At 40.6% G+C, this 20,357-nt stretch carries 46 protein-coding genes and 1 pseudogene; 6 read left to right on the top strand and 41 right to left on the bottom strand.

Annotated elements, in window-relative coordinates; genetic code table 11:
• Positions 1 to 54: 54 nt before the first annotated feature.
• Positions 55 to 267, bottom strand: a complete 213-nt coding sequence (locus ABEW32_RS03625) for a hypothetical protein (protein WP_430184793.1) — start codon at positions 265 to 267, stop codon at positions 55 to 57.
• Between the two features lie 3 nt (positions 268 to 270).
• Positions 271 to 405 (bottom strand): hypothetical protein, encoded by a 135-nt coding sequence (locus ABEW32_RS03620; protein ID WP_430184791.1) that lies wholly within the window; start codon positions 403 to 405, stop codon positions 271 to 273.
• Positions 406 to 969: 564 nt separating this feature from the next.
• Between ABEW32_RS03620 and ABEW32_RS03615 the strand changes: the two genes are divergently transcribed.
• A complete protein-coding gene (locus tag ABEW32_RS03615; protein WP_430184789.1) occupies positions 970 to 1,161 on the top strand; it encodes a hypothetical protein in 192 nt (63 codons plus the stop codon).
• A 106-nt stretch (positions 1,162 to 1,267) separates the two neighbouring features.
• On the opposite strand, the gene ABEW32_RS03610 is transcribed toward ABEW32_RS03615, so the two are convergent.
• The 10 genes from ABEW32_RS03610 to ABEW32_RS03565 all read right to left on the bottom strand — a co-directional run bounded on the left by ABEW32_RS03610 (position 1,268) and on the right by ABEW32_RS03565 (position 7,006).
• Positions 1,268 to 1,453, bottom strand: coding sequence for a transcriptional regulator (locus tag ABEW32_RS03610; protein ID WP_430184787.1), 186 nt, complete (start codon positions 1,451 to 1,453; stop codon positions 1,268 to 1,270).
• Between the two features lie 215 nt (positions 1,454 to 1,668).
• Positions 1,669 to 2,097, bottom strand: coding sequence for a sigma-70 RNA polymerase sigma factor region 4 domain-containing protein (locus ABEW32_RS03605; protein WP_430184785.1), 429 nt, complete (start codon positions 2,095 to 2,097; stop codon positions 1,669 to 1,671).
• Between the two features lie 278 nt (positions 2,098 to 2,375).
• The gene (locus ABEW32_RS03600; RefSeq protein WP_430184783.1) at positions 2,376 to 3,239 is read right to left on the bottom strand and encodes a hypothetical protein; all 864 of its coding nucleotides are present in this window, start codon (positions 3,237 to 3,239) and stop codon (positions 2,376 to 2,378) included.
• A 190-nt stretch (positions 3,240 to 3,429) separates the two neighbouring features.
• Positions 3,430 to 3,627 (bottom strand): hypothetical protein, encoded by a 198-nt coding sequence (locus ABEW32_RS03595; RefSeq protein ID WP_430184781.1) that lies wholly within the window; start codon positions 3,625 to 3,627, stop codon positions 3,430 to 3,432.
• Positions 3,624 to 3,986, bottom strand: a complete 363-nt coding sequence (locus ABEW32_RS03590; protein ID WP_430184779.1) for a DUF1064 domain-containing protein — start codon at positions 3,984 to 3,986, stop codon at positions 3,624 to 3,626. Before ABEW32_RS03590 ends, ABEW32_RS03595 begins: the two co-directional genes overlap by 4 nt.
• Positions 3,983 to 4,279 (bottom strand): hypothetical protein, encoded by a 297-nt coding sequence (locus tag ABEW32_RS03585; protein WP_430184777.1) that lies wholly within the window; start codon positions 4,277 to 4,279, stop codon positions 3,983 to 3,985. Before ABEW32_RS03585 ends, ABEW32_RS03590 begins: the two co-directional genes overlap by 4 nt.
• Before the next feature lie 126 nt (positions 4,280 to 4,405).
• Positions 4,406 to 5,695, bottom strand: a complete 1,290-nt coding sequence (gene dnaB / locus ABEW32_RS03580; RefSeq protein WP_430184775.1) for a replicative DNA helicase — start codon at positions 5,693 to 5,695, stop codon at positions 4,406 to 4,408.
• Positions 5,692 to 6,060 (bottom strand): replicative helicase loader/inhibitor, encoded by a 369-nt coding sequence (locus ABEW32_RS03575; protein WP_430184773.1) that lies wholly within the window; start codon positions 6,058 to 6,060, stop codon positions 5,692 to 5,694. Before ABEW32_RS03575 ends, dnaB begins: the two co-directional genes overlap by 4 nt.
• Complete coding sequence (locus ABEW32_RS03570; RefSeq protein ID WP_430184771.1) at positions 6,061 to 6,810, bottom strand: replication protein; 750 nt, start codon at positions 6,808 to 6,810, stop codon at positions 6,061 to 6,063.
• Between the two features lie 13 nt (positions 6,811 to 6,823).
• Positions 6,824 to 7,006, bottom strand: coding sequence for a hypothetical protein (locus ABEW32_RS03565; RefSeq protein ID WP_430184769.1), 183 nt, complete (start codon positions 7,004 to 7,006; stop codon positions 6,824 to 6,826).
• Between the two features lie 135 nt (positions 7,007 to 7,141).
• Here ABEW32_RS03565 and ABEW32_RS03560 point away from each other — a divergent pair, with 135 nt between their 5' ends.
• A complete protein-coding gene (locus tag ABEW32_RS03560; protein WP_007428636.1) occupies positions 7,142 to 7,354 on the top strand; it encodes a helix-turn-helix domain-containing protein in 213 nt (70 codons plus the stop codon).
• On the opposite strand, the gene ABEW32_RS03555 is transcribed toward ABEW32_RS03560, so the two are convergent.
• From ABEW32_RS03555 to ABEW32_RS03435, 25 genes are all read right to left on the bottom strand, one after another.
• Entirely contained in the window at positions 7,351 to 7,518 is a 168-nt protein-coding gene (locus ABEW32_RS03555) for a hypothetical protein (protein WP_153795528.1), read from the bottom strand. The two genes, ABEW32_RS03560 and ABEW32_RS03555, sit on opposite strands and share 4 nt — an antisense overlap.
• Entirely contained in the window at positions 7,481 to 7,675 is a 195-nt protein-coding gene (locus tag ABEW32_RS03550; RefSeq protein ID WP_430184767.1) for a DUF3310 domain-containing protein, read from the bottom strand. The genes ABEW32_RS03555 and ABEW32_RS03550 overlap by 38 nt, the downstream gene beginning before the upstream one ends.
• 180 nt (positions 7,676 to 7,855) lie before the next feature.
• Positions 7,856 to 8,221, bottom strand: coding sequence for a hypothetical protein (locus tag ABEW32_RS03545; RefSeq protein WP_430184765.1), 366 nt, complete (start codon positions 8,219 to 8,221; stop codon positions 7,856 to 7,858).
• A complete protein-coding gene (locus ABEW32_RS03540) occupies positions 8,218 to 8,715 on the bottom strand; it encodes a hypothetical protein (protein WP_430184763.1) in 498 nt (165 codons plus the stop codon). Before ABEW32_RS03540 ends, ABEW32_RS03545 begins: the two co-directional genes overlap by 4 nt.
• On the bottom strand, positions 8,712 to 8,891 hold the full coding sequence (locus tag ABEW32_RS03535; RefSeq protein ID WP_430184761.1) for a hypothetical protein: 180 nt from the start codon (positions 8,889 to 8,891) through the stop codon (positions 8,712 to 8,714). Before ABEW32_RS03535 ends, ABEW32_RS03540 begins: the two co-directional genes overlap by 4 nt.
• Positions 8,892 to 8,932: 41 nt before the next feature.
• Positions 8,933 to 9,211 carry a hypothetical protein gene (locus ABEW32_RS03530; RefSeq protein WP_430184759.1) on the bottom strand — a complete coding sequence of 93 codons (279 nt, stop codon included), beginning with the start codon at positions 9,209 to 9,211 and terminating at the stop codon, positions 8,933 to 8,935.
• 43 nt (positions 9,212 to 9,254) lie between these two features.
• Positions 9,255 to 9,773, bottom strand: a complete 519-nt coding sequence (locus ABEW32_RS03525; RefSeq protein WP_430184758.1) for a hypothetical protein — start codon at positions 9,771 to 9,773, stop codon at positions 9,255 to 9,257.
• A 96-nt stretch (positions 9,774 to 9,869) separates the two neighbouring features.
• Positions 9,870 to 10,151, bottom strand: a complete 282-nt coding sequence (locus ABEW32_RS03520) for a hypothetical protein (RefSeq protein ID WP_430184756.1) — start codon at positions 10,149 to 10,151, stop codon at positions 9,870 to 9,872.
• Positions 10,144 to 10,503 (bottom strand): ASCH domain-containing protein, encoded by a 360-nt coding sequence (locus ABEW32_RS03515; protein ID WP_430184754.1) that lies wholly within the window; start codon positions 10,501 to 10,503, stop codon positions 10,144 to 10,146. The genes ABEW32_RS03520 and ABEW32_RS03515 overlap by 8 nt, the downstream gene beginning before the upstream one ends.
• A 1-nt stretch (position 10,504) precedes the next feature.
• Positions 10,505 to 10,906 carry a hypothetical protein gene (locus tag ABEW32_RS03510; RefSeq protein ID WP_430184752.1) on the bottom strand — a complete coding sequence of 134 codons (402 nt, stop codon included), beginning with the start codon at positions 10,904 to 10,906 and terminating at the stop codon, positions 10,505 to 10,507.
• Positions 10,907 to 10,949: 43 nt separating this feature from the next.
• Entirely contained in the window at positions 10,950 to 11,156 is a 207-nt protein-coding gene (locus ABEW32_RS03505) for a hypothetical protein (protein WP_430184751.1), read from the bottom strand.
• Positions 11,157 to 11,211: 55 nt separating this feature from the next.
• Complete coding sequence (locus ABEW32_RS03500) at positions 11,212 to 11,430, bottom strand: GreA/GreB family elongation factor (RefSeq protein ID WP_430184749.1); 219 nt, start codon at positions 11,428 to 11,430, stop codon at positions 11,212 to 11,214.
• Between the two features lie 22 nt (positions 11,431 to 11,452).
• Positions 11,453 to 11,608, bottom strand: a complete 156-nt coding sequence (locus ABEW32_RS03495) for a hypothetical protein (protein WP_430184747.1) — start codon at positions 11,606 to 11,608, stop codon at positions 11,453 to 11,455.
• Between the two features lie 26 nt (positions 11,609 to 11,634).
• Positions 11,635 to 12,039 (bottom strand): HNH endonuclease, encoded by a 405-nt coding sequence (locus ABEW32_RS03490; protein ID WP_430184745.1) that lies wholly within the window; start codon positions 12,037 to 12,039, stop codon positions 11,635 to 11,637.
• A 92-nt stretch (positions 12,040 to 12,131) separates the two neighbouring features.
• Positions 12,132 to 12,761, bottom strand: coding sequence for an ERF family protein (locus ABEW32_RS03485; RefSeq protein WP_430184744.1), 630 nt, complete (start codon positions 12,759 to 12,761; stop codon positions 12,132 to 12,134).
• Positions 12,751 to 12,975 carry a hypothetical protein gene (locus ABEW32_RS03480; RefSeq protein ID WP_430184742.1) on the bottom strand — a complete coding sequence of 75 codons (225 nt, stop codon included), beginning with the start codon at positions 12,973 to 12,975 and terminating at the stop codon, positions 12,751 to 12,753. The genes ABEW32_RS03485 and ABEW32_RS03480 overlap by 11 nt, the downstream gene beginning before the upstream one ends.
• Before the next feature lie 91 nt (positions 12,976 to 13,066).
• Positions 13,067 to 13,255, bottom strand: a complete 189-nt coding sequence (locus tag ABEW32_RS03475) for a hypothetical protein (RefSeq protein ID WP_430184740.1) — start codon at positions 13,253 to 13,255, stop codon at positions 13,067 to 13,069.
• Positions 13,252 to 13,509 carry a hypothetical protein gene (locus tag ABEW32_RS03470; protein ID WP_430184738.1) on the bottom strand — a complete coding sequence of 86 codons (258 nt, stop codon included), beginning with the start codon at positions 13,507 to 13,509 and terminating at the stop codon, positions 13,252 to 13,254. The genes ABEW32_RS03475 and ABEW32_RS03470 overlap by 4 nt, the downstream gene beginning before the upstream one ends.
• A complete protein-coding gene (locus ABEW32_RS03465) occupies positions 13,499 to 13,726 on the bottom strand; it encodes a hypothetical protein (RefSeq protein WP_430184736.1) in 228 nt (75 codons plus the stop codon). Before ABEW32_RS03465 ends, ABEW32_RS03470 begins: the two co-directional genes overlap by 11 nt.
• The gene (locus tag ABEW32_RS03460; RefSeq protein WP_280740180.1) at positions 13,719 to 13,841 is read right to left on the bottom strand and encodes a hypothetical protein; all 123 of its coding nucleotides are present in this window, start codon (positions 13,839 to 13,841) and stop codon (positions 13,719 to 13,721) included. The genes ABEW32_RS03465 and ABEW32_RS03460 overlap by 8 nt, the downstream gene beginning before the upstream one ends.
• A 240-nt stretch (positions 13,842 to 14,081) precedes the next feature.
• Positions 14,082 to 14,351: a hypothetical protein gene (locus ABEW32_RS03455; protein WP_254351570.1), complete on the bottom strand. Its 270-nt coding sequence runs from the start codon at positions 14,349 to 14,351 to the stop codon at positions 14,082 to 14,084.
• A gap of 27 nt (positions 14,352 to 14,378) precedes the next feature.
• On the bottom strand, positions 14,379 to 14,807 hold the full coding sequence (locus ABEW32_RS03450) for an ORF6C domain-containing protein (protein ID WP_430184734.1): 429 nt from the start codon (positions 14,805 to 14,807) through the stop codon (positions 14,379 to 14,381).
• Positions 14,800 to 15,693 (bottom strand): hypothetical protein, encoded by an 894-nt coding sequence (locus tag ABEW32_RS03445; protein ID WP_430184732.1) that lies wholly within the window; start codon positions 15,691 to 15,693, stop codon positions 14,800 to 14,802. Before ABEW32_RS03445 ends, ABEW32_RS03450 begins: the two co-directional genes overlap by 8 nt.
• Positions 15,677 to 15,823 (bottom strand): hypothetical protein, encoded by a 147-nt coding sequence (locus ABEW32_RS03440; protein WP_430184730.1) that lies wholly within the window; start codon positions 15,821 to 15,823, stop codon positions 15,677 to 15,679. Before ABEW32_RS03440 ends, ABEW32_RS03445 begins: the two co-directional genes overlap by 17 nt.
• 28 nt (positions 15,824 to 15,851) lie before the next feature.
• Positions 15,852 to 16,055, bottom strand: a complete 204-nt coding sequence (locus ABEW32_RS03435) for a helix-turn-helix transcriptional regulator (protein WP_430184728.1) — start codon at positions 16,053 to 16,055, stop codon at positions 15,852 to 15,854.
• Positions 16,056 to 16,207: 152 nt separating this feature from the next.
• Between ABEW32_RS03435 and ABEW32_RS03430 the strand changes: the two genes are divergently transcribed.
• A complete protein-coding gene (locus ABEW32_RS03430) occupies positions 16,208 to 16,579 on the top strand; it encodes a helix-turn-helix domain-containing protein (RefSeq protein ID WP_430184726.1) in 372 nt (123 codons plus the stop codon).
• Positions 16,580 to 16,895: 316 nt separating this feature from the next.
• On the opposite strand, the gene ABEW32_RS03425 is transcribed toward ABEW32_RS03430, so the two are convergent.
• Entirely contained in the window at positions 16,896 to 17,231 is a 336-nt protein-coding gene (locus ABEW32_RS03425; RefSeq protein WP_430184724.1) for a LytTR family transcriptional regulator DNA-binding domain-containing protein, read from the bottom strand.
• A gap of 156 nt (positions 17,232 to 17,387) precedes the next feature.
• On the opposite strand from ABEW32_RS03425, the gene ABEW32_RS03420 reads away from it, so the two are divergent.
• Positions 17,388 to 17,876, top strand: a complete 489-nt coding sequence (locus ABEW32_RS03420; protein WP_430184722.1) for a hypothetical protein — start codon at positions 17,388 to 17,390, stop codon at positions 17,874 to 17,876.
• Positions 17,877 to 17,920: 44 nt separating this feature from the next.
• Here ABEW32_RS03420 and ABEW32_RS03415 read toward each other — a convergent pair whose 3' ends face one another.
• Together ABEW32_RS03415 and ABEW32_RS03410 are read right to left on the bottom strand one after the other, a co-directional pair.
• Positions 17,921 to 18,223 (bottom strand): hypothetical protein, encoded by a 303-nt coding sequence (locus ABEW32_RS03415; RefSeq protein WP_430184720.1) that lies wholly within the window; start codon positions 18,221 to 18,223, stop codon positions 17,921 to 17,923.
• A 203-nt stretch (positions 18,224 to 18,426) separates the two neighbouring features.
• Positions 18,427 to 18,510 (bottom strand): putative holin-like toxin, encoded by an 84-nt coding sequence (locus ABEW32_RS03410; RefSeq protein WP_223822117.1) that lies wholly within the window; start codon positions 18,508 to 18,510, stop codon positions 18,427 to 18,429.
• A 138-nt stretch (positions 18,511 to 18,648) separates the two neighbouring features.
• On the opposite strand from ABEW32_RS03410, the pseudogene ABEW32_RS03405 reads away from it, so the two are divergent.
• Positions 18,649 to 19,014, top strand: a pseudogene (locus tag ABEW32_RS03405) (sigma-70 family RNA polymerase sigma factor); the annotation flags it as partial.
• A 133-nt stretch (positions 19,015 to 19,147) separates the two neighbouring features.
• Here ABEW32_RS03405 and ABEW32_RS03400 read toward each other — a convergent pair.
• Complete coding sequence (locus ABEW32_RS03400) at positions 19,148 to 19,498, bottom strand: hypothetical protein (protein WP_430184718.1); 351 nt, start codon at positions 19,496 to 19,498, stop codon at positions 19,148 to 19,150.
• 335 nt (positions 19,499 to 19,833) lie between these two features.
• Here ABEW32_RS03400 and ABEW32_RS03395 point away from each other — a divergent pair, with 335 nt between their 5' ends.
• The gene (locus ABEW32_RS03395; RefSeq protein ID WP_430184716.1) at positions 19,834 to 20,343 is read left to right on the top strand and encodes a discoidin domain-containing protein; all 510 of its coding nucleotides are present in this window, start codon (positions 19,834 to 19,836) and stop codon (positions 20,341 to 20,343) included.
• Positions 20,344 to 20,357 lie beyond the last annotated feature (14 nt).

Raw genomic sequence — 20,357 nt, 5'->3', positions numbered from 1 at the left:
CCTTACTTTACCGTCACCCCTCGGTGTTTCGGGTTTAGATTACGGGATGCTTATTTAAAACTTGGCTTGTGATGGTTGTTTGCTCACATAAATTCCTTCTTTTGTAGAATCACACGTTATCGCTGGATGCAAAGGATTGGGCATTAGTGGCGACTGTATACCTTTTAGTTCTGGGTATTCCCGTTCTCCCTTTGGTTTCACCAATCTTTTATACTCTAGTATCTCCTGTGGTGAACCTTCTATAATTCCGTCTGGATGTAGTTTCATCGCTTATCCCTCCTCCTTCACTTCAATTACAAAGACATATTCATCATCATCATCAATATAAGCATCGGTGACAATCAATCCTGGATGCCTCTTCATAATTTCGTTTACTACTTCATCCATAGGTATTTTTATTTTCATTCGTTGTATATCCCTCCTTATATGTAAACCCTCTATACGGCTGCCGCTTCGCTAGGCTGTTCGGTCGTCTCGATGACCTTCGGTAAAACACAAAAAAGCCACAGATATTTTTTCCTGCGACTCCACTAAACGTATTGACAGCAATACACATTCGTGTTATTATATATTCAGAGGGTGCGGTAAGCACTCCGGAAAGGAGAAATTAAGATTATGGGGACAGCAATTGTACTTCTACTTACTGGCTTGGTTAACCTCGCAGCGGCTTGGCTTAATTTCCAAACTGCTAAGAAGAATAACCGCCGGGTAAAGTAAAAGCCCCCTTACGTCATCACCGTAAGAGGCTCAAAACACCAACGAGGTCGGGGAGAAATCCCCTTCCTTGTCCCTATTAATCTTATGCTTATTTTACCCTCTGTATACTTCGTTGTAAATTATAATTTACAAAAAAATCAGAAATAAAGGAGGCACCAGCATGGAAACTGTTACTCTCGTCATTTCGTTGGCTGGCTTAGTTTTATCGTTGGTTGCTTTGACTCAAGCTATCAAGAATAGGAGGTAATCACCTTGGCAAATGCAGCTTTGTCTTTCCGATTCCCGGAAGAATTCGTTACCTTGTTGCGTACCTGGTCATTCGTAACCGAAAAGGATCAACGCACACTATTACAAGAAGCATTTACGGAATATGCAGCCAATCACCCCGACATTAAAGAAAAAGTCGATCAAATTATAAATACACTCAATGACCCGTCCAAGTGATGGGTTATTTTTTTTTTATAACACACAACGGAATCGGACCTTTGTTTTGCTAAGTATTTCAGAAATAAAAAAGCACCCGCAGGTGCCTTTTCTTGTACTATAAGCATTACATTTGTAACTTTAGACGTGGTTGATGCGTTATCTTAGCGAAAACACCATAAACATGTCCGCATTCATCACAATGAACTACATCAAACCAAGGATCACCGCCCTGTGACTTTTCGTCACTTTCTTTGGAAACAATATGTTCCAAACCTACCGTCTTGCATTCAGGGCATTTTGGTTCTGCCATATTTCTCACCTCCATCAAACATCTTTCGACACTCAGGAAGGTTTTTCCTCCAAACAAAAAGAGCAACGGTTACCCGTTACCCTCTCTGTACAGATATCATTTGAAGAAACAGCGTGGACAGCGACTGCGCATTTAGCTACCGTTGCCCATCGCATATTTCCTATACTACTATCTTAGCATTTTGTTTGATGCATTTGTGTGCAAAAATGCGGCATTTATGCTGGTTCTACGTAACGCCAATTTGGGTCATACATGTGATCAATGTTGTTAATTTCCTTTTCATCCTCGGTCAATGGTTCTAAAGCTATAGACAAGCGTCTGATCGCCTCCGTATGCCATCTTCCTACTGTTGTTCGGTCTTTGTGCAGGATATTCGATATCTCGCTCAACGTCATGGTATTGCGTTCAAGATACTTGCGCATGATTACAGAACGCTGATCATCGTTTAATACGTGGTTTACAGCTCCATCAATCATGTTAACAATCCGGTTATATCTTGTCCTATCCCACGAATCTGGATTCTTCCTCCGCTCTGAAATAACCAATGGTAGCTTAATTGTATCGTCATCTTTCCCACAGTTTTTTACCGCGTACTGATATGAACGATAGTTTTTCAACAGCTTTGTCACTTCGTTGTGTTCCATCAATATCCCTCCTTCAACTCTACTAATGGCACAAAAGCAACCTCTCTGTACCCTTCATGCAGTTTGTATTCTTCGTATAAGTGGAATGACGGCTTTGTCCAACGTCCGATACTCCAACCTCGTCTGTCGAAGTCGAAGTACACCAACAATGAACCTGTAGCCTCTTCGTCCTTTAAATCAATCATCACCGCGTATGGGTGATCTATCCCAGGATTGTGATATCTGTAATGCTGCATCACGCTTTTATCACGTTTAAGCATTGATAGAAAAGGCAGCCGTTAGGCCACCTCTCCTTTACCAAATACCTTTAATTCTAGCGCCGTGAGTCTTTCCTCAATTGTCTTTGCTGCCACTTGTCCACCCATGTTCCCTTCAGCCACTCCGTTGGCTGTGTCTTCTTCGGTTTGAAACTGCGTAGGCAGTTCTACAACGTCTGCCTTTTCCACACCGCCAGGTTGTGCCAGATCCTCATTAGCACGTTTTTGTTCTTCGGCTGCTCTTCGAAACTGATCCGCTTCTTCAGCGGTCACCTCCCGGTATTTACCTTTTTCCAGCCATGTAAATGTGATTGTTTCATCCGTTTCAGCCAGTTTAGCAGTAAACTGCGAACCCTTATTATCCGATTGCTGTACATCATAGATAGCTGGGCGCGACTGCTTAAACTTCTCCATCTCTTCAGCAAGGTTCGTTGCCAAGTTTGTGTCAACCACTCGTGTTGCCGCTTTAGCACCAATAGCAATTTCAGTGCGCAGATCCTGCACATGATCGTTTAATCGTTCAATCTCAGCTTTTGCACTGGTCAATTCAGCAGCAGCTGCATCACGTTTTGCTGAGATATCCTCAATCTCCAGCTTAGCATTGCTTAATTCCGTTTTAGCTTGGGCTAGCTTGTCCGACATTTCGTTATTCTCAGCAATAAGCTTTGCAATTTGCTCCTCATATTCTTTCTGGAGCTCATCAATCCGCTCTTTATACCCATTGCTCATAGTTCCAAACTTAGCTTCTACAGCCAAACGAATAACATTGAAAGCCTGCTCTGAGGCAAAAAAGCTTTCCACATTTACGTCACCTGTGTTAATTCCGTCCAACACATATTTAGTAGGCTGTTGTTCTTCTTGCGTTTCAATAATTTGGTCTGTCATGCTACTACACACCTCAATCCGATTATTTTCATCTCTATACTATGATTATACCATATATAGTGCCGTTATAGTACATATTTCGCACTATTACACAACATTTCGTATACATGTAATGTTTGACTATCTCAAATATTTACGTATGGCGACCATCACAATTGCGTATATCAATAACGCCGCTATTAAGTCCATGTTATGCTCCTATTTGTTTATCCGGTGGTTTGCCTATGAATCTATGACCATCCGTTTTAAACCACGTAGCAGGCTCGTAGAGACCTTTTAACTTCCTGCCTAGTATTCGGTTATCCATTACCTTTATCACGCCTACACGCGTCCCATAATCGTCCATAAGGGTATATCCGTCTTTGTGGTTGATCCAACATGCTATCATATCTCTTCCCACCCTCCATTTTTGTAAGTGATCAACTTGAGTTCAATGTCCGGGTACTTGGAGTCAAATAGTTTGCGCTTTATGTTAAAGTCCTTGGTCTTCACCCCTTTCACATCTACCACAATGGTTTTACCGTGTTCCTTATACTTAAAGTCCGCTCGGTACTTCGTCGCTCTGATCGTCCTACCAAGCTTTTTAAATGATGGTATCAATACAAACTCTGGCTGTAATTCTAAATCCGATATCAAGCCAGCTCGTTCCATAAGATTGAGCTGCGTGTAATACTGTGATTCCATCTTGCTATCAAAGGTTATTCCGTTTAATACTGTCTGCTGGGCTCCATACTTGTTAGCCCTCATGCTGATTCATCCTCTTCATACTTGCGGTACTTATTCCTTTCTCTTCTCGTCATTTCTTGAAGACGAATAATCTCATGGACTACTCTGGCTTTTGATATACCCAGCTTCTTAGCAATCTTGGAGCGCGCTACGCCCTGTTCATCCTGAAACAGAATGTATTGGGTATCCCTTGGGTGTAATGGCTTGTACAGGCTTTCTATGAGGTCATCAGTGCACATGGGCAACTTACTGGTTTTAACTGGCTGTGCCTGCTCCTGTATAGATCCACCTGTGCGATAATGCTTTTTCATCATGCTGCCTCATCCTCCTCTGCTTTCTCCCACTCTAATTCTGCTCTAGCAATACGAAGCGATCCTTCAATGTCCTTATCTAAGTAGTCATAGGGGTCTATTGGATTCATGGGGTATCTTCTTCCCTTCTTATTGGAGTCTATAGTCAAAATCCTTGAATTTACCGTATTGCTTTAGGTTCATCATTTCCGCAGTTCCTACAGATCCCTCACGGTTCTTGGCGACAATGATTTCGATAATGTTTTTTTTCTCAGTATCTCGGTTGTAATAGTCGTCCCGGTACAAGAAGGATATGGTGTCTGCGTCTTGCTCGATGTTTCCAGACTCGCGCAAGTCACTCATCATTGGCCGTTTATCCTGACGCTGCTCCACTCCACGACTGAGCTGAGCCAGTGATATAACCGGACAATCATTTTCACGTGCCATCTGCTTAAGGCTGGCACTGATGTAACCCACCTCTTCATTGCGGCTGCTGAACTTTTTCCCGCCTTTTATGAGTTGCAGATAGTCGATATATACAATCAAATCTGGATGCCTCTTTTTTAGTTTTCTGACAGCTGCACGTATTTCTTGAATACTCAGTCCTGGACGATCATCTATAAATACATTCATATCTGTCAGCACTGATAAGCCAAGAGTATATGTCTCCCATTCGTCGTCTCTCAGTTGTCCGGTTCGGATGCGCTCACCGTCTATGTAGCACTCTGCGGCTATCATCCGGTCATACAATTGCATCTCTGGCTGTTCTAAGCTGAATATAGCGACTGTAAGACCCTCCTTACCGTTTCTAACGGCGTTGTTTAGGAGGAAGGCTGTTTTACCCATAGAAGGTCTTGCAGCCACGATATTAAGCGTCTGCTTCTGCCATTTGCCCGTTATTCTGTCTAACTCCGTGCCAACTGTACTGACTCCTAATGCTTGTCCGTTGTACTTCTTGTCATTTAAAAGCTCGAAGTGGTTCATGAGACCATCTTTAATATGGGAAAAGCCTTCTTTATCACGAGACTGGTCACCGATTTTCTCAGCGATACTCATTAGCTCTGCGGCAAACTCTACAGGGTCTTCATGACCGCCACTATATACTTCTTTGACAGCAATCAATCCGGTTCGCATTAAATACTTTTCCTTCACAATACGTTCATGTGAAGCGAAGTCTGAAACGGATGGAACCGACTTGCTCAGGTCAACCAAATAGCTCATACCGCCGACATCCTGCAAGGCTTGTCCCATACGTGAAGTTATAGACACAACGTCTATCTTTTTATTTTCTTCTCGTAATGAGAGCATGTTTTCAAATATGACCCTATGTCCCTCGTTATAAAATGCATCTGGCATTAGTAGAGACTCATATATTAAGTCTGGAGCTAATAGAATGGAGCCAAGTACAGATTGTTCTGCCTCTAAGCTGAAGTAGCTCATTGAGCCTCAGCTCGTTTTTCAGCCAGTAACCTCTGCATCCAAGCCTGTCTGGTTATACCTTCCCTGATCCATGGCGGATCTTTCGGTATATCTTTGCGTTCTTCATCCTGCCTGCGGATCATCTCACGTGTTCTCTCGATTTCCTTATTAGCTTCAATTCTCTCATTCGCTTTTATTAAAGTAGGTATGCCAGGAGCGAAGTCTTTCCCCAAGCTTAGATAGTCGCTCAAGTTAGCCATAACAGTTTCGAAGTCATATTGTTGGAGTTTATCCACCCAAATATCTACGACCGACTTATCAATCTTCCAACTTGGAAAATATGCTGCTGTTTTCTTTACGATATCAATAGCTTCCCTTTTTTCCATCTACCCCAGCTCCCTTTCTAATTCATCAAATATAGACATGCGACTGCTTTTTGCTCCTTTGCCTTTATGCTTCTCTTTAATGGCATTGGTATAAAAGGAAAAGGAATGAACCTTTCCGCCTTCTTCAATCTTTTTAGCATGTTTCTCTTCCATCACCTCTATAATCAGGTCAACCTGAACTCCTTTGTTCAGCAATTCAGTAACTGTAGGCCATTCTGATGGTTTCAAACCCATGCACTGATGAATACGCCCATATTCTTTATTCACTTTGTCAAAATCATTATTTTCGTCAGTAGTAATATCTTTAAGATTATCTTTAAAAGAATATATATCTTGGGGGGGTAAATAGCCCCCTGGGGGTGGTGACTGATTAGCCCCCACAGTGGGTTCTATTTCGTTACCTGGGGTCTTTTTAGCCCCCTGGGTACTTTTTTTGTTAGAATCCCATTCTGCAGTATTCGTATTAATTCCAATCACCCGCGCTTTAACATGTGTACTTTCCTCAAACACTTTTACGATCTTCATATCAATAAGCTTATTAATCTCTCGTTTAACCTGATCCTTTCGGATGCCTGTCCCCTCTGCAATAAATGCATTTCCTAGTTCATGGCTTTTTCGATGGAATCCATATGTGAACCTAAAGATGAACATGATTATGTTTGCTTGGGATCCGTTTATCCTTGTTTTATAAAGTGCTTCTAATAGTTCATGCGCTATCAGGGTGTAACCATTCTCTAGCTGAGCAGCCATATAGGATCACCGCCTACATCGCTTGTTTGTCTTGATTACCTGAGTGGCACGACCATTTTTTCATGTACTCATTAACTGCCTTGTCTAAAAATTGCTGCATTGGTATTCCGTGCTCTACGCAGAATAATTTCAACCTTTTGTGTTCCTGCGGATCGAGACGGTAAGGGATGTTTTTTGTCTTGGTGTGTTCTGCCATTATTATTCACTCCTTCAAGTCTCATTGACGTCATTATAACACGTTATCGTTTATTTTGTAACGTTATCGTTATATTTTAGTTTATACCGTTTACTTATCGCCTACTATACGTATGATAGGAATAGGTGATAAGTGATGATTAAAAGTAATTTGCCGATGCTTATGGCAGGTAAAAAGATTAGAAGTATAAACAAATTAGCTAAGGAAACTGGCGTGAGTGCCCCGGCTTTGGGTCGCCTATACGATGGGACTAACATTCGTATTGACTATTCAACTATTGAAGCACTCTGCGCCTATTTTGAAATTGGTATTGGTGAGCTACTGGAGTACGTACCAGACGAGGACTAAGCCCCTCTCTGCTCCAGTCGATCCATCTTTTGCTTAATGCGGTCTATCTGCCATTCGTAGTGCATGACATCCGCATAATTACCGTATCTATCGGCCTCGTCTCGCTTCTCTACAGCATAGGCGAGGTCAATTTTCAGTAGTGTGTAGTCGTTGTTTGCTGCCATCTTTGCTTTCCTCCGAGTCTTTTATGAGGCGATCTAGGTAATATCTCGCCTTCTTCAAATCTTCCAATCCATTCTTATGCTCATAGCGAGAAATATATTTAATTACGTTGCCTGCTAGAAAGCCTCTGTAAGCCACAGGAGACATTTTCGCATGCATGAAGTCAATTGGTTAAATGCCACCGAAAGAGTAGTGAGACGGGCGTATAGCGTCACTCATGGGCTACTCTCCCTATGCTCAAAGTGTTCGGTTCTATCCTCTCAATCAACATATACCTATCTACTTGCACAATCCCCACATATAACAGTAATGCGCATAATATAGAGGTATAGGCTCTTATCATGGGGTGTTCTCCCGCCGCATAGCTTTGTACGCTGCGGCTAAGGCATCTCCCATAGCGAAAGCTTCTGGTATCCGCCACAAGTACTTATCGCGGATTTTCGGTGCAGCGAAATACAGAGAATGGAATATTTCATCACGTCCAGTCAAATGCTGCCCCATGAGATTCTCTTTATAGTCTTTAGCAAAAGCCGGATAATCGAAGAACATGCCCCATATTTTGTGGATATGGGCGCGGTGCTTACTGGCTACATACGTTTTAATAACGAGCATGCCAAGTGCTGGATTTTCTTTTATAGCATCGTACATATCTTCACGGAATTCTTTACGCACTGACCGATATTTGTTTTTAATGTAACGACTCATACATCCACCTCGTTTGGCAGGAGTGCGTGATATGCTTTAGTCATGTCGTCCAGTTTCTTCAATGTTGCTTCATACTCTCCACGGCTTACGCAATTTGCTTGTAGTCCTTCATATGCTTTCTCAGCGGCGGTTAAATCATCGTTCCAGCCCTTAGCAACCTGTTGAAAACGTTCATATTCTCGTTGTAGCTCTGCATATTGTTGGAGCCAGTATTCAAGTGGTTCATAAGGGGTTTCTATACTAGGCATAGTCTGATACTTTGGAATATTCACGCAGGATCTTGCATGCTTGAACGCATTAACCGCATTCATATCCTCTTGCCAGTTACGTTCCCCTACCTGTATATCAGGCTGCTGTGGTGGGTCTGGATCAAAATCCTTTACGAAAATTTTCGCCCTTAGTTGTTCTTCGAATTTCTCTGTAAATCCAATATTTATACCACTCATCCACTCAAGCATTTTATATGCATCTATTAAGTGTTGTTTATCTGTCATTGTTGTTCCTCCTCAAGCCAGTTCTCAGCATTTAGCTTCGCTAGCTTAACACCCTCGATTTTCCCGCTAATTCTTATAGCCTCGTCACGATTTCCTTGGCTAACATAGTTTTTATAGAGATTTTCTAAGTTTTTGATGTTCTCATTCAGAAGCTTTATATACTCTTGCTTGCTCATGTATATCCTCCCTTAGTGGGTGTACTACACCCTGTATTGGTTTAATCCTTTTGTATAACGGCTAAAGCTCTTTGCGTGATGTCATACGACAATACATGACTGTAATTCTGGACGATTATCGCAAGTACATTTTCAACTGCATAATATTGCTTACGTGCTGTTTTTACGTCTTCCACAAGCTTGGTAATATCACTACGTACGGTCATCCCGTTATATTCTGGCTCATAAGCCCGTCCTTCGCCATCTATCGGCATTGTTCGATACTCTTTGCTTAATTCATCCAATTTTTCGTTTGTAAAATACGGCTGCATATCTATCATCCTTTCAACGCTCCGTCAGAGTGCAGGAGCGTATTGTATTGGTTTAATCATCTGATTTCTCCGCCTCAATCGCCAACTCTCTAAAATAATGGGCTAGATTTTTGAATTTTGCTCCATCAATCAAACCATCTATTCTGTCCCACTCTTCTTGTGGTAGAGTTATGGACACCTTTCGAACAACTGGTTTTTTGCCTATAGGCTTACGTCCTGCTCCCTTGCGTTTGCCGCCGCGACGACTTATTTCTTCTTTGATTTCTGGTTCATTTTTCAAATGGTTTTCTTCTTTGGCTTTAGGTGCTGGAAATAGGGTGTATAACTCTCTGTCGGGCCAAGTAGATATTTCAACTTCAAATGCATTTACAATTGTTTCGCCATCTGAGATAGCTTTTTCGCATCTCTTGATATAGTTTAAATATTTCATACGCCCTTGCCCTTTTCGAAGGCGTATAATTTCACCCATTAGCTTATCCACTCGTTGTTTTTGGAAAAATTGTTTTGTCGCATTGGAAATCCTTGACATATACGAGTATGTCTTTAGTAATTTGGTGTGAAGTTCTTCCACAATCAATCGCCCCTTTGAATTATGCTCTATAATTCAATTATAACATTGGCAAATTGATTTATGCACCATTTTTCTATTGTAGTATTGTATTGGTGGTTACTCCCCTAACTCGTTAGTAAGCCACGCTATTTTGCGGTCCTTCTCTCCCAGTTGCTCCTGAAGCCTAACAACCTCATTTGTTGCACTGGCCCACTCTCTGTCAGACCTGCGTAGCTGGCGCTTTAACTCTCCTATCTGCGTTACCGCTTCTGCCAACTCCTTTTGTTGCCTAACGATCAATTCTGCTGTTTGAGCATCACATACCATCGCCACCAATACGCCTTGCTCGTTGTTGATGATATGCTTACCGTCGTGTTCGCTATATGTCCAGTTACTCACCTTTACCGCCTCCTAACTTAACCCAAATCACTGCCCCTTGTGGATGCTTATAAGGTATAGGCTCCGGGTAAATGACTGGATTTTGCATTACCCATGCATAAGGCTTTAGATATTTGATAGCTCCCAGCGCTACATGATGTTTGTCTTGGTTGCCTAATATCAGTTCCACATCATCAGGACCATGCAACGGTACGCAATCAACCAGTTCCACCGTGCCATATACAAGTCCGCTTCCGCTCTTGATAATGCTGATGGTGCCGCGTTTATGTGTCCGGCTGCCGCGAATCTCCCACGTTTTGACTCCTGATAAAATCATATCCGCCCATTTAGGCTTAATAACGAGTCCGTCCAAATCAGTTCCCTCCTTGGGGCTGTAGTAACTCCGGGTTATCGTGTATGTTGCCGATAGGTTTTCCATGCTCATATATACCAGTCAACATCCACGCATTTACGGCCCATTCTGCATGTTCTGTACATTTCACAACTCCACGTTCAAGCGCACCGTTTGACCACGGTCTTGTAAACTCGTAAATATCACCTTCCCATACACCGTAATTCGGAAGATCTATGAATTGCCCTATTGTTGCAGGATCGACCTCGCAAAAGTCTCCTTTGTCACCAAAAATATAATGTACTCGTGGAGGAACATCCGTATAACCTTGTGAATAATAGCCAATTTCAAATTGGTAAACATAGTATCCATACACCCAGCCAGTGCCGTTGATAGGTTTACCACGGAATTTAATATCTCTCATGCTTATCTCTCCTTTTAATTTGATTGGGTAGGGTAAGAGGCTGTTATGCCTCTCCCTCTTTAATGTGTCTAATATCTATGTCAATCAGCTCTAATCCGCCTAATTCCTCTATTTCTTGTGGGCTTAAACTCATTTTGGACTTTTCAGACCGAATCTGAGTTCCAATCTCACATGTGCTATCCCCTTCGTATTCTCCTAGATATACCAACTGTCTCACCGCTACTGTTCCATACACTTTGTATTTACTCACGGGTTATCTCTCCTTTGGCATAGGTAGTAGGGGGTGTATCCCCCGCTATTAGCGCTTATTCCCTTCCAATTATTTTTGCTGTTGCAAGCATATTTTCTAAATAGGGAATGCGACCTTTATAAAAATCTCTTTCTTCTGTTGCATCTTTAATGTCGCCACCGTGCTTCCGAATCAGTTCAAGACGCTGTTCGACTTCTGGTAGCTTGGATGAAATGACATATTCAAGTTCTTCCTTGATTTTTTTGACACCTTTGACAGTTAAAATAGTAGTCATGCCGTTCCCTCCTTCTTATCCCCTATGGGGCCTTAATTTCCTCGATTTCAACGTTCAAGATTTCAAGAGCTTTGCACATGCCAAGTTGAAAAATTTCCTCGTCAGTATAATCTGTAAAAATTCGGCCTCGTCCAAATTCAAGAATCATTTTCTCAATCCGCTGCTTTGAAAGTTTCATGTGTTTTTCCTCTCTGCCCTTGGGGGCTATAGACTCCTTGCTTGATATATTGGAGACATATCAGGTGCATATTTCATTGCCTTGATATGGTCTAGTAGTATGGGTTGCCATACTCGCTTATTACTGTGTACCAATGCATGCATGTCATATGAGAGCAATACGCAATTGTCTACCTCGTATTTTCCTCCCTGTGATCCGTAAACGATGCGGTGTAAGTGTAATCCTGGTCCCGGTCTACCACTCAATAGACAGCAATTATGAGCGCCTACGGTGGCATCTCGTTCTGATACAGCAGCACGTACCTTTTCCTTGCTCATTACTTCTGGATCAACAGGAGCACGTTTCTTTTTGGGCTGCTCCCGGCGGTTATGGTGGGCCAGAATACTCTGGCGCCACTCTTGTATAGATTTCTTTCTTTTCGCGAGTGCCATAGCTACCTCCTAAAATGGTCCGTCAATGGGATCGGGTAAGGGTCCACCATCGTCGTAAAACGGGTCTTTCTCACGATCATATTTGTTCATGTTCACGCCGCCTTATTTTTATCCAGATACTGAGCAAGCTTGGTTACGTCTGCCGCCCGTACTTCTGCAAATTTAGTAATTTCATAATTCAGAAAACTATTAATTTCTTTGTAGCTGGGCCACCCTGTAGCCTTATGCTTTGCATACAACATTTTGGTTTGTCCTTCACTTGCAAACCCGCCAGAATGCCCATGGCTTTGTGTTGGTTGTACGTTGTTAGATGATGAAAAAGTTGAGTGACTCGCATTTTCCCCGTCATCATCTTCACCTGTATTAAGTGATAGAAAGGCGCTAAGGCTGTATCTACGTGCGTAGGTTGTACAACTGCCTATACCTTGTGGATCGTTCTTTACAGGCTTCATTACAATGGGTTGTGATTCTATCCATTCTCCAGACTCGTGAAGCAACATAGTGGTCATACTGAACCTTTCGCCGTCACCACCGGGGAACTGCATAATGGATAAACCATTCTTTTGTAAAATTGGTCTTACCTCATCTATGATGTTGTCCAAACTAGCATAGTTATTTTTAAAATGTGGATTCAGGCTATCCTTTTGAATCTTCTCAATTTCTCCGTTGAATTTGACCAATGCCATTGCAATATTTTTGATTGATTCGCTCTTATTGCACATGGCTTTCTCCTACTTCCAACTCATACGTGACCTTTATAGGGATTGCACGAAAGTTCTGAGGATCGTCGGGACCATAACGTCCGAGAATCCATATGTTTAAATCATCTTCACGAGGGAAATGGACTGCCTTCATAAAATCCTCTGTAGGTTCAGAATATATATTTATGAAATGACCATTTTTATGACGAGGTACATAACGGTATTTAATAACCATTGCTACTCCTCCATTCTGCTGTTATAATGAACTAAATTGTTTTCCTAAGTGCTCCAACTACGCTGCCGTTGCTTCGGCAGCCTTTTCTTTTTTATAAGCTATCGCCATGTTTTTCAGGTACACCCTCAGCAACGTTTTTGTCAGCGTTCCGCGTTGTTTTGCGATCTTTGCTAGCTCCAGAAACACCCTGCGATCCGTCATCCTTCTTCACCTCCACAAGTTTGACCTCACCTCCCCAACCGTAATGCTTTAAAATATCGTCTACGTTGCGAAACCTCATGCTGTGCGTTTGCCCTCCTGATCTTCTGGATGAAACATCTTGTCCAATTCAAATGCACACTTGGCATATGCAGCCAAATTCGCTTCGTATTCTTCCATCGTTTCTATTAAAGCTGGCTTGTAATTACGCTGTTCAAGCCGACGACATAGGCTATCAATATCAAAATCGTATTCCGCAAGATTGCGGCCGCATTCAGTTAACACATGGTATTCCGTCATAACGTCTACACTGCTTCTCAATCCTTTAGCTGGCATCGTCAAAACCTCCATTCCAACGCTTCACCATCACGAAAGTCTTATTATCAATCGCCTCTAACATGCATGACTTGCAGTGAGGTTGACCGAATACTTCGTAATCTGGATCAGCTCCACAGCCGCATTTGCCTACGTTGACAGTAGGTTCGGTGTCTGGACGTTTAAACGGGAACGGGGTAACTACTCGGTTTTCAATCTCCTTTGGATGTTTAGCCATGCTTGGCACTCCCCTTCTGTTTTTTAGCTTCTTCTTGCTTGTCCTTGGCAAAGTCTTTCATAGCTTCATGTAAAGCCTTCTGGAACTCAGGTCCCTTCTGCTCAGTCTGCTTCACTTGTTCACCACCTTGGGTGCGTCTTTTTTGAGGTAAGTTGGTATTTTGTTGTTTCCGAAATCCTGTAAGGCTGGTCTTATTAATCGGGAAAACATCGGACCGAACTCCTCTGTAACTTTGTGGGTATAATTTACTTTCATTCCGAAGCCTCCTAGATGTACAATGGGTTGTGGTTGTTCTTACATATGAATCAAGATGTTGATAGAGGGTGTCGGCATTATTGGACACCCTAGATTGAAACTAGGGTCTATCAACACTCACAACCATTTTTTCAAACTCCATAAGCTCAACATAATCAGGCATCAAATCTATTACATCAGCGTTTAAATTTTTTGCAGCCAGTTCGCAGATTTGTTCAACAGAAATATTGTTAGGGTCAAATTCTATTCCTTCAATTTTCATTTGATCACCAGCGGCGTTCGTTACAATTTCAATAAAGCTCATAGCTGACTTGTGACATTGTTCGTAATGCTTTCTTAGTTGTTTGCGAGTTAGTTCATGCTTGTCCATTTTCAGCAATCCTCCTAAGGGAATATTTTATAGATAATTCTCGGGGTCAAAATTTGCTACAAATGAAAGAGCTGGTTCAAAATCAATTCGTTTTATATGAATGTATTTGCTAGTTCCAAATTTCTTTTTCATTTTGCTCCAGATATTTTTACGGTACTTACCAACGATTTTTGGGAAATTTTCTTCCACCTCTTTGTGACGTATCTTTGCTAACTCAGTGGACTTCTCTACCACCGCCATATAAAGTTCGTCAATCTCAGCAGGGAGCAGTCTATTTATGTCTCTGAATTCTTTTGCAAACACCTGAATTTCAGCAGCGGTTTGATTTACACTTTGCTCGATCACCATCATCCGATCTAGCATTACTTCCATTGCGTTGCCTTGTTCACGTTGATTGGCAAGTGACTTTTGAAGAAAGCTGTAAACTTGGTTGGATTCTTGTGGGGATTTACTCATTTGAATTTCCTCCTATGATTCGGCCATTTATGGCACCTTTTATTTGTTTAGTGAATTCTTCTAACATCTGTATTCCTTGTTGAAGGCTTTTCTTTGTTGGAGCATCCGATGAAGCAATTGCACCCAGCATGTAACTGGAGATAGCCACTTTTTCAAGAAACTTATTAATATGCACTCTAACTTCCAAAGAGTTATAATTCGCATCTAGTTGAAGTTTGTTGAGTTGTCTTCTTGACTTTTCTTCATCAAACTCAGCAGTGTCTTTTACTTCATACTCCAGTAGTTTTTGTTTGGCGTTCTTGTAACCGTGCCTTAAATCATTGTTTTCGAACTCTAAATTTTCAATTTTCTTTTTCAAGGAATCTGGAACCACTTCAATCGGACGCTCTATAATTTGAGGAGGTTGATTCTTCGCTTCTTGCCACAAGTGTTCGAAATGGTTGGCTGAGTTCTTCGCTGTCTCAGCTTGCTTTTGTGCTTGTTTTAAAGATTTCAGCAGTTCCAAGTATTCCTTACGTGTTGTTATGTCTTCATTTAAAACAGCTTGGACAGCTTCAGGATTAGCTGACGGTTTAGATATCTCATGTACAAGGGAGATGGGTAAATCTTCAATTAGGTCTCGTTTGTTGCAATTTGCAACAATCAATTCATACCTTTGAAGCAACCTATAAACTTGATTCTTCTTCATTCCTATTGCTGTGTACCATTCTTCAAAACATCCATACCCGTGTTTCGAAAGTTCTTCCTGAGCTTCTTTCAGGTTTTGCCCGATTTCGGTGTATGCATTTGAAACAGCGACGTTCATTTTGTTTTCTTTTTCTTTTAGAAAATCAGCTATTTCTTTTGGAAGCGAAGAGTAATCAAATACACTACTCAATTGATTCATAAATGAGTTTCACCGCCAATTCGTATGGGATCATGTACTCATCCTCTGCGTATTGGGCGATTGTTTCGATCTTCGCGTCTTCCCCGAAACGTTTGATTAGGGACGAGATGTAATTTTCAAGGACACCCATACTGATCACCCCTTGATTCAGAATTCGATCACGAAGCGCGATCATTTAGAGCAAAAAAAAGTTCATCAACCGTTACTTTGTAAAAACGAGCTAACTTAAGTTGCAAGTTTCTACGAGGAAATCTTCTACCTGTCTCAATCATGGCGTAAGTGCTATAAGGAATACCGATTTGTTCAGCAACTTCCCTTAAAGAGCGGTCGCCACGAAGTTCAGACATTTTCTGATTCTTCATGTTATCCTCCTTTCAGTCACGTTTCGTGACCGCCTTATGTCTATAATATACAGTCACATTTTGTGATTGTCAACACTTTTATTCACTTATCGTGACCAAAATAATAATGTTCACGTAATGTGATATATAATAATCATCTGGAGGTGGGAATTTTGAAGTCATTTGGCGAACGTCTCTCTTATTTAAGGAACAAAAAGGGAATGTCCCAAGAAGAACTAGCAAAAATTTTAAAGATTGCAAAATCCACTCTTGGTATGTATGAAACAGACAAGAGAGAGCCAAACCACGAAATGACAGCCAAAATAGCTGATTACTTTGGTGTCAGCATTGGCTGGATAACTACAGGAAAAATCGAAAAAGAGAGCGACTACACGCTCCCAGAGGAAGTTATATCAAAAGTCATTAAGGAGGCTGAAGCACATTACGGAGTTAGCCTGAGGGATGACCCTGTTGTTGAGTCGGCTGTTCGGGATTTGATAAATAATCTTGCAAAGATGAAGCAATCAACTCAGAAAAATGATTAATTAGTGATATGTTTGATTCTTTAATACCTGTTCTAAAAATTATGTCGTTTGCCGACATCAACAACTGTTCATCCATGTTAGCAGCTCCTTTGTGTCTATTTCAGCCGTTTTTAACATATTACCACAGAACTACAGTAATCGGGAACGTATGTTCTGTTTTTACTCAAAAAAAGAGAACAAGGTGACAGTGAGATGGTGTCAGTACCCAGCCATTCCCTGCTCACCTTTATTTACACTATAACAGATATTAATTGTCAAACGTTGTCGAAAAGTGTCTAACGACCTATTCACGAATGGGGTTAGAGGTCTATTGACATTACATCTTAAGTCTACTTCTCACTATTACATAAGACCCGTCAACGAAATAAATTCGTGTTCCATTCTTGGATGGTACCTTGTCATGTACCAGTAGTTCGTTTATCAACGTAGATTGATCATATCTCTTAAATCCAAACTTACTATAAGCGCGCTCTAAATCCATTAGACGATCCATTGTTACAAATGAATAGTCCTTTGTATGGTAAGCAGGAACCTTAGCAGAATGTGCAGTCCTCTGAAATTGGTCTATCCAGTTCACTCCATCCAAAGAGAACTCAGAGATTTCCGTCAATTGTCCCGGCTGATTATCTAATTTAATTCCAATGATATTCATGATGTCACTCCCTAATATAGTCACTACCATAATAAACTATGTAATAACTGGAATATATAATAGGGAATAACGGGAAATGACGATAATATATATGACAGATAAACAGCAAATACCGCAACCGATGCGGATAAATGAGAAGCATCTTGGGGAGAGAATATGGATAACTTAGCAGAATTATATGTTGGATTATTTTTTATGGTTTTTATCATTTATCCTTTAAAAGTATTCGTTAGATGGTTGGCTGGATTTTTAAATTACAGCAACACTATGCGCTCTTGGATAACTTTTATTGCACTTACTTTTATTTATCTTATTTTCATTACTCAAATGGCTTCAAGCGCAGATGGTATTTTTAGAGGAATAGTATCAGTCACGCCAATTTTTTTAATTTATTTAGTGGTTGATCTTCAGAAAAATAATCCTAATAGTAAATTAATAAAATTCATTCATCATCTTGCAGTAAGGATTATAGTTTCTGTGCTTACATTCGTTTTGGTTCTGTTCTTCTATTCTCAACGCTTACATGACTATTTATTTATAAAATCACTTTTGATCGGCATAGTTTATGTGTGTGTAATACTTAGACGAAGAACTAAGAAACCAAGAAAAAATAAGATTCAAGAAAACGTAATTCAATCACCATGAATAGAAGCTCTGCTAACCTTAATGGGTCGGCAGAGCTTCGTTTTTTACTTAATGATATTCCTAACGGTGTTCAAAATTTCGTCCGTATTTTTACGGAACTCATCATGTTTGTCGTCAAGTAAAGTATGTATGTGTTCAGTAGATTCTTCGAATTCGTTTATTACATTGGTTAACTTAAGTTTGTATGCTGATAAGTAAATCTCATGGATATGATCGTCAAGGTTGTAATCCTTCAGTTCTGTTTTTGGCACACCATGCTTATTCAATAATTCTGCAATGTCTTGTTCGCTTAATCCAATTTCACTTAAATTATATGTAAGCTTAACCACTTTTGCTGGTGTATCCATATATGTATCCTCCTAAATATAACATCTGTTTATTTCATTGTATTCGAAATGGAAATTGAATTGCAATGAATAAACTTCGTATGATACCATAAGAATAGATAAAGGGACCGGCTGCAACCAGTCCCCTGTACAACTTACCGCTATAAGAGCGGTCGGCGCTGGTTTACGATCACGAAATAGACCGATACCTTGTCCAGGGCGGTCTATTTCCGTTTATGGAAAGAAAGTATCAGAATCACCAATGTTGCAAATTGAATCATCAACATCAGCGTGTCTTTAACTTCCATGGCTTCACCCCCTTTACAGGAGATTAGCCGACCGCCCTTGATAGCCGTTATGTTGTACAACCCAGATTATAACATACAGATGCCCCTTTCCGGGGCTTTTTCTTTGCTTATGTATGCACCTCTATTGTCATGGGGATAGAGATCCTGATGCATTTAAGATCTCTGAAAAAAACACGCAAAGACGTATCTCTCCACGATCCTATAGGGACTGACAAGGAAGGCAACGAGATTACATTAATTGATATCCTCGGATCCGAGGCGGACGATATTGTAGACAAGGTACAGCTCAAAATCGAGAAGAGTAAAATTTATCGCAATCTCGATATTTTAGATGAGCGTGAAAAAGAAGTGGTGATTGGCCGATTCGGCCTGGAAGCCGGAGGAGAAGAACGAACACAGCGGGAAATTGCACGAGAACTGGGAATTTCTCGCTCGTATGTGTCACGAATTGAAAAGCGTGCGTTGATGAAGTTGTACCATGAATTTTACAAGCAGAAGGGATAATGAATAAGCAGTTGCCTAGAATCCTAAACTATTTGGAGGCCCTGAACAGGGCCTATTTTCATTATTTGAATTTCAAATAATCTTGTATTTACATTAGTCAGCACTTGTTTTCCCTTTTTCTTTCAGTACAGTATTAACTTTTTTCTAAATATGATAATGGAAGTGGGGAATAGACTATCGTATCTCCATCCTCATCTCGTTTTAAAATAATAGCAAACTCAGCACCCTTACTCTCATCGCCTCTTGGCAGTGGGAATATCAAAGCCGGACAACGCAACTCATAATTATGTGGAAATTCTTTTCGAAAATCCTCTAAAGCATAATTCAGAATCGCATCTATTTTATCGGTAAGCACATGAAATCCGCCTATTACAAAATCATTGTACTCTTGGGAAGCGATATACTTCTCAAATAATTTGGTTTTGTATTCCTCAACCGTACTAAAGCAAACTTCCCAATCCAAAGGGAATACGCCATCTCCCAAATAATAAGTGTATATTTTCATATTTCATACATCCCCCTTCTCGCACCTAAAATCGTTATTCAAGTTATTCATATTCTTTCTTTCAAACATTTCTATTTAAACTAGCCTAGTCTTTGGAATGAGTTAGTTAAGAATCCGAAAACGGTATCCTTATATTATTTCCTCCTATATCGTTTGAATTTCCAATTACGTTAGGTTCTTTTTCTATCCATTGCTAGTATAGTCCACGAAATAACCGGTTGCTATTAGGTATACATTCATTGAGAGTTTCATATAAATCATATACAACAACGTGTTCTACAAATTAAAAATCATAACCAAGGGAGGTAATCAGCATGACTAAATTCAGTCAAAATCCAGACAATTATTCGTTTTCCATGGAACCTGCCGTTATTCCTGAAGATAATGTTACAACGAACGGAGATACCAAAAATACTTTTCCGAAAAATGTTTTGATCGATAATAATCTCTATTGGGAGAGCAGCTTAAGCGGTAAAGGTGGAGAAATCATCTTTAAATTAGATACAGGCAAAACGATCAATGATATCCTCTTAGCCCAGCCATCTTCTCGAGCTTTTATACTTTCGTTTTCTTTTCACGGCTCGAATGATGGAGAAAATTGGTATAGGTTAGGACAAGTCGAAACTTTGCCAAGCACTGCAAAAATAACTTATCAGTTTAGTAATGAGATTCCTTTTTCATATTATAAAATAACTGTACTCTCCTCTGGATTGAATAATACAACCACCTATTATGGTATCCGGTATATTCAACTAAGAACCGCTCTCATCAATGGCGTCCCGGCCTATAGAGCATCCAATATAAATCCCGCTATTGCAGAATAAGCTAGCACTCAAAA

The sequence above is a fragment of the Paenibacillus jamilae genome (genome assembly GCF_050482105.1).
Lineage (GTDB): Bacteria > Bacillota > Bacilli > Paenibacillales > Paenibacillaceae > Paenibacillus > Paenibacillus jamilae_B.
Note: the sequence above shows the minus strand (reverse complement) of the source record. Positions and strands in the feature narration are given on the sequence as shown.